At 64.4% G+C, this 11,059-nt stretch carries 11 protein-coding genes; 7 read left to right on the top strand and 4 right to left on the bottom strand.

The window, feature by feature from the left end; translation table 11 throughout:
* The 6 genes from J4F42_17720 to J4F42_17695 form a co-directional block, all read left to right on the top strand.
* Positions 1-558, top strand: a 558-nt coding sequence (locus J4F42_17720; protein ID MCE2487357.1) for a pyridoxamine 5'-phosphate oxidase family protein, incomplete at its 5' end; no start/stop codon positions are given.
* A 19-nt stretch (positions 559-577) separates the two neighbouring features.
* Positions 578-2,017: an amidohydrolase family protein gene (locus J4F42_17715; protein ID MCE2487356.1), complete on the top strand. Its 1,440-nt coding sequence runs from the start codon at positions 578-580 to the stop codon at positions 2,015-2,017.
* A 33-nt stretch (positions 2,018-2,050) separates the two neighbouring features.
* Complete coding sequence (locus tag J4F42_17710) at positions 2,051-2,947, top strand: hypothetical protein (GenBank protein ID MCE2487355.1); 897 nt, start codon at positions 2,051-2,053, stop codon at positions 2,945-2,947.
* The gene (locus J4F42_17705) at positions 2,940-3,806 is read left to right on the top strand and encodes an alpha/beta hydrolase (GenBank protein MCE2487354.1); all 867 of its coding nucleotides are present in this window, start codon (positions 2,940-2,942) and stop codon (positions 3,804-3,806) included. Before J4F42_17710 ends, J4F42_17705 begins: the two co-directional genes overlap by 8 nt.
* Positions 3,807-3,823: 17 nt before the next feature.
* A complete protein-coding gene (locus J4F42_17700; GenBank protein MCE2487353.1) occupies positions 3,824-4,666 on the top strand; it encodes an isocitrate lyase/phosphoenolpyruvate mutase family protein in 843 nt (280 codons plus the stop codon).
* A 48-nt stretch (positions 4,667-4,714) separates the two neighbouring features.
* A complete protein-coding gene (locus tag J4F42_17695) occupies positions 4,715-4,987 on the top strand; it encodes a hypothetical protein (protein ID MCE2487352.1) in 273 nt (90 codons plus the stop codon).
* Positions 4,988-5,079: 92 nt separating this feature from the next.
* Here J4F42_17695 and J4F42_17690 read toward each other — a convergent pair whose 3' ends face one another.
* Positions 5,080-6,609, bottom strand: a complete 1,530-nt coding sequence (locus J4F42_17690) for a carboxylesterase family protein (GenBank protein MCE2487351.1) — start codon at positions 6,607-6,609, stop codon at positions 5,080-5,082.
* A 289-nt stretch (positions 6,610-6,898) separates the two neighbouring features.
* Here J4F42_17690 and J4F42_17685 point away from each other — a divergent pair, with 289 nt between their 5' ends.
* On the top strand, positions 6,899-9,247 hold the full coding sequence (locus J4F42_17685; protein MCE2487350.1) for a xanthine dehydrogenase family protein: 2,349 nt from the start codon (positions 6,899-6,901) through the stop codon (positions 9,245-9,247).
* A gap of 18 nt (positions 9,248-9,265) precedes the next feature.
* On the opposite strand, the gene J4F42_17680 is transcribed toward J4F42_17685, so the two are convergent.
* From J4F42_17680 to J4F42_17670, 3 genes are read right to left on the bottom strand one after another with little or no spacing between them, the layout of a single operon-like run.
* Positions 9,266-9,613 carry a hypothetical protein gene (locus tag J4F42_17680; protein MCE2487349.1) on the bottom strand — a complete coding sequence of 116 codons (348 nt, stop codon included), beginning with the start codon at positions 9,611-9,613 and terminating at the stop codon, positions 9,266-9,268.
* Complete coding sequence (locus J4F42_17675; protein ID MCE2487348.1) at positions 9,610-10,317, bottom strand: hypothetical protein; 708 nt, start codon at positions 10,315-10,317, stop codon at positions 9,610-9,612. The genes J4F42_17680 and J4F42_17675 overlap by 4 nt, the downstream gene beginning before the upstream one ends.
* A gap of 33 nt (positions 10,318-10,350) precedes the next feature.
* Positions 10,351-10,611, bottom strand: coding sequence for a hypothetical protein (locus J4F42_17670; GenBank protein MCE2487347.1), 261 nt, complete (start codon positions 10,609-10,611; stop codon positions 10,351-10,353).
* Positions 10,612-11,059 lie beyond the last annotated feature (448 nt).

The raw sequence follows: 11,059 nt of genomic DNA, 5'->3' as shown, positions 1-11,059 counted from the left end.
CAGGAAGAGATTGACGACTTCCTGTCGGGTCGCTGGGTCGCCCGGCTGGCCACCATCGGCCCCGACGGTTACCCGCACGTGAGCCCGCTGTGGTACTACTGGGACGGGCGCTGTGTGTACATGGCGCTGACCCACACCCGCAAACCCTGCAAACATCTGCGCCACAACCCGCGCTGTTCGCTGGCGATCGACATGGACGACCGACCGCTGATGGGCATGCGCAGCAATCTGGCCAAGGCGGTGATCATCACCGGTGAGGCCGAGCTGACCGCAGTCGGCTCGGAACAAACGGTCACGATCGAGGCCGGTCCGTGGCAGGGCGAGTATCGGCCCGAACAGGTGGTGGCGATGATCGGCAGCCGCTATCCGCTGTCCAGCCGCGACGGGGCACTCGGCTTCACCCTGGAGTCCTACCGCGAGCTGTTCTCCCAACCCGGCATCGAACACAGCCAGCTGTTCAAGGACAACGTCGGCCGGGTGGTGACCAAGATCATACCCAAGAAAATCCAGGCCTGGGATTTTTCAAAAGCGCCAATCGGGACAACGGACAACGCGTGAAGCACACCAGGAGGGAGTCATGCTCGATCTTGTTATCAAAGGCGGACAGGTGGTCACTCCCCAGGCCGTCGGGGAGATGGATATCGGTATTCAGGGCGAGAAAATTGCCGCCGTCGGCTGGTCGGGCAGCCTGGCTGCCGACGCCGGGCGGGAGATTGACGCGACGGGCAAGATCGTCATTCCGGGCGGCATCGAACCCCACGCCCATATCGGCATTCCGGTGCCCAGCGAGTGGTCCGGCCAGCCCGACATCATGACCCAACCACCCCAGGACGCCAGTCGGGCGGCCGCCTTTGGCGGGGTGACGACGATTGTCGATTTTGCCGGCGACCTGAGTTTCGAGGACAAGGGCGACGCGCCGGCCAAGTCGATCATGAGCGTGCTCGAAGAACGCCGTGACGTGTTTCGGACCCACGCCTACACCGACTATACCTTCCACTATATTCTGGCCGGTGAGGTGGCGCCGGAGACCATCGGCGAAATCGGCGAGGCCGTGCAGGAGGGCGTGGCCAGCTTCAAGATCTTCACCACCTTCCATCCCATTCGGGTGCCCTACGGCCAGCTGTCAGCTATCTTTGCCGAGGTGGCCAAGCACGGCGGCATCATGGCCGTGCATGCCGAAGAGGATGAGATTGTGCGCTACATGACCGAGAAGCTCAAGCGCGAGAACCGCGCCCAGGGCTATAATCTGCATCTGGTGCACAACAACCTGTCCGAGGATCTGGCCTTCCGACATGTGATCCGGCTGGCCCAGCACAGCGGCACCGGGATTTACTTTGTGCATACCACGGCCAAGGAGGGCGTGGCGGCCATTGCCGAGGCGCGCGCGGCCGGCCAGCCGGTGTACGGCGAAGCCCTGCACAACTACCTGGAGTTCACCTGCGAAGACTATAAAAAGCCCGGCGGCACCGCCATTCACACCTACCCGGCGATCAAGTTTGCCGACGACCGCGACGCGCTGATTGCCGGCCTGATGGACGGCCGGCTGGCCACCACCGCCACCGACGAATACACCACCCATAAGGGCCCTAAGCTGTGGGGCGATGCCATCGAAACGGTGTGCGGCGGCCACAACGGGATCGAAACCCGCATCCCGGTGGCCTACACCAAGTTTGTGGCCGAGCGCAACATGGCGCTGCAACGCTTTGTGGATATTACCTCGGCCAACGCGGCCAGGCTGCTCGGGCTCTACCCGCAGAAGGGGGCGATTCAGCCCGGCAGCGACGCCGACCTGGTGGTGCTCGATCCGGCGCTGCACAAGACCATCAGCCTCGACGACCTGCACGCCAACTCCGACTACAGCATCTGGGAGGGCTTTGCCAGCCAGGGCTGGCCGGTCATGACCCTGCTGCGGGGCAAGGTCATCGTCGAGGACGGCAAACTGGTCGGCAGCTCGACCGACGGCCGCTGGCTCAAGCGGCGGGTGTCCGGGGATGTGATCTCGCGGCCGGTGGTGTAGCCACCCGCCGGACAGCCGGCAAAGGAGGACAGGATGAATCGGACTCTGACTGTGGCGGCCGCTCAGCTCGGTCCCAGCTCCGCGGACAAAGCCCACACCGTGGAGCGCATGGTGGGCCTGATGGAAGAAGCCGGGCGACGCGAGGTCGAGCTGCTGACCTTTCCCGAACTGTCGCTCAGCCCCTACTTTGCGACGCAGGTGCGGGAGTCGTGGCACGGTTTTGTGGAGACGAGCTTTCCGCCGGCCCAGACCCAGGCGCTGTTCGCCGCCGCCGGGCAGGCCGGTCTGCACTGGCTGTTGCCGTATGCCGAGCGCGACAACGGCCAGGTCCATAACTGCGCGGCTCTGATCGACCCCCAGGGCGGGCTGGTCCATAAATACCGCAAAGCCCATATTCCCGGCGTGGTTGAGCCGCGCTGGGAGGGACCCGATATTTTTGAAAAGCGCTATTTTACGCCGGGCGACCTCGGCTTTCCGGTCACCGCCCTGCCCAAGGTCCAGTTCGGCAGCCTGATCTGCTATGACCGGCGCTTCTCGGAGGCCTACCGCGCCCTGGCCCTGGGTGGGGCCGAGTTGATCTGCATCCCGTATAACACCCCGACCTTTGGCCAGCCGCGCGCCGCCGCCCACGAAACGGCCGAAATCCTGCTGCGCGCCGCCGCGATTGAGAACCAGCTGTTCATTGTCGCGGCCGGCAAGGCCGGGACCGAGAACGGCCTGGAGTACATCGGGGGCAGCGAAGTCATCGCCCCGACCGGCCAGGTGCTGGCCAAGGCCGAAACCGACGGTGACGAACTGGTGGTGGCGACCGTCGAGCTGGATGCGATCGACAGCCTGAAAGCCAAGTGGGATTTTCTGCCCGACCGTCGGCCCGAACTGTATCACAGCCTGACACACGAACACCCAGCCAAGGGGGGAGACGATGAGTAAGCCAGCCTACGACATAGACGTCGAAGATGTTGAATACCTGCGCCACGGCGACAAGCCGCTGCTGGCCCGCGTGTTCAAACCGCGCGGCAGCGGGCCCTTTCCACTGATTATCGAACTCCACGGCGGGGCCTGGTGTCTGGGCGACCGGCTGATGGACACGCCGATCAACGAACCGCTGGCACACAGCGGGGTGGTCGTCGCCGCGCTTGACTTTCGGGTTCCGCCCGACGCCTCCTACCCCGGCTCGCTGGTCGATATCAACTATGCCATCCGCTGGTTCAAGACCCAGGCCGGAAGCCTGGGCAGTCGGCCCGATAAGGTCGGCATCCTGGGCAGCTCTAGCGGTGCGCACCAGGCCGTGCTGCTCGGCATGCGACCCCACGACGCCCGCTACTCGGCCCTGCCCCTGCCGGCCGGTTCGATGGTCGTGGATGCCCGGGTGCAGTGCCTGATTCCGTGCTGGCCGGTCATCGACCCGCTGGCGCGCTATCACTACGCCAAGAAACTCGTCGCCGGCGGCAAACCCTACCCCGAGCTGGCCGACCTCGTCATCCCCCTGCACGACAAGTACTGGAAGACCGAGCAGGCCATGGCCGAGGGCAACCCGGTGCTGGCCCTGGAACGCGGCGAGGAGGCCGAACTGCCGCCGGTCCTGTACATCCAGGGCACCGAAGACAAAGCCCACCCCCGACCCGACCTCGACCGGTTTGTCGAGCACTACCGCGCGGCCGGCGGTCAGGTCCAGCTCGAGCTGTTCGAGGGCGAGGCCGAGGGCTTTGCCATTCGCAAGCCCGACGCGCCGGCCTCTCAACAAGCGATTGACAAGATCATTACCTTCGTCCACGAGCAGCTCGGCTAGACGCGGAGGGACACGGCATGAACGGCACGACACGACTCCGACAGCTGCTAGACCGGCCCGGCCTGCTGCTCGCTCCCGGCGCCCACGATGTGATGACCGCCCGTCTCATCGAAGCCCAGGGCTTCGAGGCTCTGTATCTGAGCGGCTTTGCCACCTCGGCCAGTATGCTGGGCATTCCGGATCATTCGCTGATCAGCATGACCGAGCTGCTGAGACGCGCCCAAGACGTTGCGGCCGCAGTCGATATTCCCATTATCTCCGATATTGACGACGCCGGCGGCACGCCGCTCAACGCCCGCCGGACGATACGCCTGGCCGAGCAGGCTGGCATCGCCGGCATGCATGTGGAGGATTTGATCCCGGGCAAGCATTTCACCGGCCATAAGGACCGGCTGTGCGCGGTGGAACAGGCTGCGGACCGGATCAAAGCCATGGCCGACGCGCGCACCGACCCCGATTTTGTGATTATTGCCCGCTCCGACGCCATCGGCGTGACCTCCCTCGACGATGCGATACAACGGGCCACGGCCTACGCCGAAGCCGGGGCCGACCTCCTGTTCCTGCCTTATCTCCGTCTCGAAGACACGAAGCAGACGGCCGAGGCGCTGCCCAAACCGCTGCTCAACGTGGTCATCGACACGCCCAAAGCCGAGCTCGAAGCCGCCGGCCTCAAGGTCGCCATCTATCCGGTCCAGAGCCTGTTCCTGGCCTATGTGGCCGCCCGGGACATGCTCAGGGAACTCAAGGACTCGGGCACTATCGCCAACTTCTCCGAGCGTGGTCCATCGTGGAAGGAGTTCAACGAATTCATCGGCACCACCCAAGCCACCCAACTCGCCGAGAAATACCGCATCGTGTAACGTAATGAGAGGGGGAAAAATCTCCGGTTTTTTGGTAGAGAGAACAGGATGGAACAGCCACTCATCGCTACCTGGGCACAGGTCGCGGTCGGCGTCGGTCAGCTGGTTATGATTGGGTGGGGCTTGCGCCAGATGGGCAGGGCCTCCGAGGAACGCAACCGCCAGCTCGACATCATGGAGACCAACCAGCGGGACCAGGGCCAAGCGTTACGGCAAATCGGCCAGGCGCTGGACCGCCAGGGTCAGGCGCTGGACCGCCAGGGTCAGGCGCTGGACCGCCAGAGCCAAGCCTTGGCCGAGCTGTTACGCCGGAGCGCGTGAACCCCCGAGGCCCCGATCCACACCCGTTGTGATGAGCACAGCGCGACGGGAGAGACGACCGTCTCTCCCCCATTCATCATCCAGCATCAGACTTACCGCCTGCCCTCCCAGCACAGACGCTCCTGCTCGCGGGGCTGCTCGACCACCCGACACTCGGCGTCGAGCAGCATGGTCGAGCGTGTGGCAGCCTCGAATCTGGGCCAGGCCAAGTCTCCGGTGCTCGGATCGCCGCTACGGGCAAAGGCAATCCAGGCGTCCATGATTTTCTCGGCCAGCGGTGTTGCGCCCGGGCCGGCGAAATCGGCAATGCCCGGCTGGGCCTGGGTGCCAAACACAAACGGCAGGTCCAGGGCGTGACAGGCGCCCAGCCCCTTGAGCGGCGACTGCCAGTCCAGCCGGTAGGCGTACACCTGACTGGTGTGGGCGGTCTGGGCCTCGGCCAGGCGGTCGGCCGGAATACGGAATACATAGTCCGTATCCACCGCCACATACACGTCGTGGTTGCTGGCTGGCTCACCCCGGGCGGCTCGGGCCTGGCGGTAGGTGTCGCGCACCCGCACCCCGGTCGCAATGTCCTCGGGCGAGGTCACCCGTCCGGCGCAGGCAATGGCCAGGGCCTCGTCGGACAGCTCCAGCCCGCCAACCATGCCGGTCATCAGCTTCGACTCCTCACCGGTCGTGCCGATCAGAATCGAGATGTCTGCGGCATGACCGGCCCGCACCGCCTCAATCGGCAACATGCTCAGCACGTGTCCATCAATCACCGGCAGAAAGGGCATCTCGGGCGGGCGGCCCTGGCTCAGGCCGTTGAACAGCTCTTGCTCAAGCGCGGCCTGAGCCTCCAGGATTGAGGCGACGGGCAGGCTGCGCAGGGCTTGGAGATCGTCCAGCCCGACCCCGACAAGGTCGGCAAAGCGACGGGCGGTTTCGCCTGCGGTTTCGAGTGACAGGGCGTGATGGCCGGCGCCACTCTGTGGAATGGCGCGTTGAAACAGTCCCCGGGCCAGGGGCGAGACGAGCACGCTGCTGACGCTCATGCCGCCGGCCGATTCGCCAAAAATCGTGATGTTGTCGGGATCGCCGCCAAAACTGGCAATTTCGTCCCGGACCCATGACAGCGCCTGGATCTGGTCCAACAGACCAAAGTTTGTCCGTGCCTCGCCCACCCCGTCGGCCAGACACAGAAAGCCCAGGGCGCCGAGACGATAGTTGATGGTGACCACCACCACGTCGCCGCGTTCGGCCAGATGGCTGCCGTCGTATAGCGGCGGCGAGCCCGAGCCCATGGTGAACGCCCCGCCATGAATCCAGAACAGGACCGGCCGTTTGGCCCCGTCAAGCGCCGGAGTCCAGACGTTGAGGTACAGGCAGTCCTCGGCCTGGGTCTCTTCAGGAATGAGGTCGGGCAGCAGGCCGGTGAGGCTTTCGTTGGGAACCTGTAGGGAGGTCGCTCCGAACTGGCCGGCGTCCCGCACCCCGTCCCATTTGTGGGGCGGTGCGGGCGGTGCAAAACGGCGCTCGCCGACCGGCGGGGCGGCAAACGGAATGCCCTTGAAGGCCAGCGAGCCTCCCTGGTCGGTGCCTCGGAGTTGTCCATAGCTGGTGGTGACAGTCGTGGTCATAGCCCTTCTCCTTATTCCGGGTGTTGCGAAAAAACTCCGTGCCGATGCGATGGTGGAGCCCACACCGGCCAATCATGCAGACCCGGCTTGTCCGTGTCAATTCAACGGCCGGGCCAGGACGCTGTAGATGAGACGGAGTGAGCATTTTCAAACTGAGACACCACTGCTGGACTGACATCCGCCCCCTCCCCGCATACCGGCTCTGGCCCACGTGTGACACGAGCCGCGCGCTTGCACCGCAGCAAGCCCGGACGTAGTATGCCCACACCACGCCACAACGGAGGTCAGTATGGCAGATGGCGGCACAGGAAAAATGGTCGGCGCCGAGGTCCGCCGGGTGGAAGACCCGCGCGTGCTGCTGGGCCAAACCGAGTATGTTGACGATCTGGCGCTGCCGGACTGCGTAGCCCTGGCCTTTTGCCGCAGCCCGTACGCCCACGCCCGCATCAGTCAACTTGACATCAGCGCGGCCCAGACTCATCCGGGCGTGCTGGCCGTGCTGACCGGGGCGGACATCGCCGACGCGATCAAGCCCATGCGGGTCGAGTTTGATCCCGACAAAAACCCGACCTACAAGTCGTGCGACTGGCCGGTGCTGGCCCAGACCAAGGTCCGTCTGGTCGGCGACCTGGTTGCCGCAGTGGTGGCCACCGACCGCTATATCGCCGAGGACGCCGCCGCCTTGATCGAGGTGGACTACGAGCCGCTCGACGCCGTCTGGGACCCGGAACAGGCCCTGGAACCCGACGCGCCCCTGGTCCATGAGGAGTGGCCGGACAATCTGATGGAGACCGGTGCGGCCACGATTGGCGAGGTGGACGGCGTGTTTGAGGCCGCCGAGTGTGTGGTCAGCGAGCGCTTCACCACCGCCCGGCATATGGCCCTGCCCATGGAGACCCGCGGCTGCGTGGCCCAATATGAGGCGAGCACCGACAGCCTGAGCGTCTGGTCATCCACCCAGGTGCCGCACGTCCTGCGCTCCAGCCTATCCGACCTGCTCGGCCTGCCCGAACAGCAGCTACGGGTTATTGCGCCCGATGTCGGGGGTGGCTTTGGTCTCAAGGCCAGCACCTTTCCGGAAGAGATACTGACCGCCTATGCGGCCCGCCGGCTGGGCCGACCGGTCAAGTGGATCGAGGACCGGCGCGAGCACCTGTCGGCCTCGCTGCACGCCAAGCATCAGATTGTCGAGGCCGAACTTGCCCTGACCCAGGGCGGCACGATTCTTGGCTTTCGGGGCCGTTTTCTCAGCGACGCGGGCGGCTATTCGACCTATCCGTGGAGTTCGTCGTTTGAGGTCTCGCACGCCGCCTTCTCGATTCCCGGACCGTATAAAATTTCCGCCTTTCAGGTCGAGACCAAGGCCGTGGCGACCAATAAGGCCCCCATCGGCGCCTACCGGGGGGTGGGTCTGCCGATTGCCGTGCTGACCATGGAACGGCTGATCGACATGGCGGCCGAGCAACTCGGCATCGACCCGGCCGAACTCCGGCTGCGCAATATGATCCGCAACGAGGACCACCCCTACACAAATATCATCGGCTCGGAGATCGAGAGCGGCAGCCACCGCGAAGCCCTGCAAAAGGCGCTCGATATCCTTGGCTACCAGGACTTCCGCGCCCGGCAGGAGCGGGCGCGTCAAGCCGGGCGCTCCCTCGGGGTGGGTATCGCCAGCTATATCGAGGGCACCGCCCCCGGCTCCGAGGTCATGCAGTCCTCGGGTCTGGATGTCGGCGGCGACGAGGGAGTAACCATCCGCGTCGAAACCGACGGCATGGTCAGCGTCCTGACCGGGACCACCGCCCACGGTCAGGGACATCAGACGACCCTGGCCCAGATGACCGCCGACGAGTTGGGCGTACCCCTGGCGGCGATCAGGGTTATTCAGGGCGATACCGCAGTCGTGCCCGACGGCTGGGGCACCTGGGGCAGCCGGTCGGCGGTGGTCAGCGGCGGGGCAATTGCGATTGCATCCAAGCAGCTGCGCACGGATATTTTTGAGGCAGCCTCGCGTTTGAGCGAAATCCCGCCCGAGGATCTCGACCTTGTCGAGGGCGTCATCGTGCGCCGCCAGGACGGTATCCAGGTCGTGACCCTGGCCGAGTTGGCCGGCGGTCTGCCCGCCCAGCTCCAGGCCACCAGCCGCTACGAACCGCCGGCCGCCACCCACTCCAACGCGACCCACGTCGCCAGCGTCGAGGTCGATACCGAGACCGGCCAGGTCACGTTGCTGCGCTACATCGTGGTCGAAGACTGCGGCACCATGCTCAACCCGCTCATTGTTGAAGGCCAGATCCAGGGCGGGGTGGCCCAGGGCATTGGCATGGCCCTGTACGAGCACGCCGTCTACGACGAAAACGGGCAGTTGCTGACCGGGACCTTGCTGGACTATCTGATTCCCACCGCAGCCGACGTGCCCCAGGTCGAGATCGCCCACCTTGAGAGCCCCTCGCCCTATGTGCCGAGCGGCATCAAGGGCATGGGAGAGGCCGGCGCGATTGCCCCGCCGGCCGCGATTGCCAACGCCGTGGCCGATGCCCTGCGCCCGTTTGGCGTGCGGGTCAACAGCCTGCCGCTGAGCCCCGAGCGGGTGTTGGCCATGCTCGACCGAGCCCGAGCGGACAAGGTCAGCGAGTGAGGCAGCTCCGACCCCTTGTCAGCGATTCGCCGCCCGCATGTCCTCAGGTATCAGCTGGCCGGCTTTGACGATCAGCTCATCGTCCAGGTACAGGCTACAGCCCTTCATCGGCAGATCCATATGACAGGCCGTGTCATTCGTTCCGCCCAGCTCGGTATTCGGACCGGTCGAGAACAGGACATTGCCGTAGAACGACCGACCGTCCATGCCCAGCGTCGGCGCGCCGCTGGCCAGATAATCCCAGCGGGCCAGCTCGTTCAAGCCCCAGCCGATGTGAGAAACGGCATACGCCTTGGGATCGTGAAAGCCGGCCATATAGTCGCGGACCAGCATGGCGTCAAAGCCCCCCGCAATGTCCACAATCATGCCCTCACGAATCGTGAATTCAATTGGTTCTTGGACGTATCTGTTGAACGGGAACAGAATATCGCCCTGGCCATGACCACTTTTCCATCCACCCCCGCATCGGCGCCCTGGGTGGCCAGAAAACCGCCCGGCCAATGATCCCAGCGGCCGGGCGTATCGGTGAAGCCGTACTCGGTCAGGACCGGATACTGTCCCAGCCTATAGCTCACGTCCGTTCCGGCCGGGTTGGTAAAACGGAGATGCTGAGCCTTGGCCAGGCGCGCCTCGCCCGCCTCAACCCGCTCTCGCAGCTGCGGCGTGGGAAAGAGGCGCGACAAGACCTCAAACGGCTCAGCCACAAGCAGGATGCGCGTGCCGGCGGCCTGAATCTCAAGCTGCTCCTTGGAGAACAGCAGAAAGATCAGATCGACCACCAGATCGGCGCGTTTGAGCGCGTCGATCGCCGCCCGATTACCGCTCAGGGCGTTGGTTCCGACCTCAGAGGCTTTTGCCGCCAGGTTCAGACTGCGACCGGACGGCAGGTTGAGGTTAAACACATCCGCCCCCAGCTCACGGGCCGCAATCAGAAACGCCGCCGCATAGTCGGTGGCCTGTTCGGCTTCAGACAGGACGACGACTTTTTGTCCGGTCGTGACCTGGCACAGCTCCAGCTCTTGCCGGAACAAGGTCAGCATGTCGTGGGTCGTATGCAGAGAAGATGGCATAGTCTTTCTCCTTCCCGGCGCGGGCAGAGGCTCTCAGACCCCTACCCCGTATTTTTTCAGCCAGTTGGTGAAGGTCTGATAGTTGGGGAGTCCGACCAGCTTGCAGGCCGCCGACTTGTTGCCTCCCGTCTCGTCGAGCGCCCGTCCCAGATAGTGCCGCGCCACCTCGGCCAGCAGCCCGGGGAGATGCAGGCCGTTACCCAAGCTGCGGTTGACCGGTCGGGATGTCCCTGGGACGAGAATCTTACTTGGCTCGATAATGCAGAGAAAGAACATGCGCGTCATCCCTTTCACGCAATCCTCGTGAGATAGAGGTACAAGTCATGGTGATTACGTGCAGACAAGTCACCTGGGTTCCGCCTTGTCAACATTGGGAAGCGCCGATAGGTGTCCCCATTCAACGACAGGCGAGAGAGATGGCGGATTGTGTTGCTCCGATGCTCCGATGCGCAGCAAGGATACTGTTTGTCGATCCGCACTTCGACCCCTACCAAGAGAGATACAGGCAGCCTCTGGGCGAGTTTCTCAGACGCGTTGATCGAAGACGAGGCCCGATCACAATTGAGCTACATGCGGGAGACTACGGACAACATGACCCACCGGAAGCGGCGGCCCGCTTCCGAGAGCAATGTCAACGACACCTTTCTCGTATAATTCCCAGAGGACTAGAGTGGTTCACGATAGGTTGTAGCCATTGGAGCGGTCGTGTGATAGCAGCCGAGGGCGGAGGACCACAGGATGC

The sequence above is a fragment of the Desulfurellaceae bacterium genome (assembly GCA_021296095.1).
In the GTDB taxonomy this organism is placed as follows: domain Bacteria; phylum Desulfobacterota; class Binatia; order Bin18; family Bin18; genus JAAXHF01.
The sequence above is the reverse complement of the archived record's forward strand: the minus strand, read 5'-3'. Positions and strand labels throughout refer to the sequence as shown.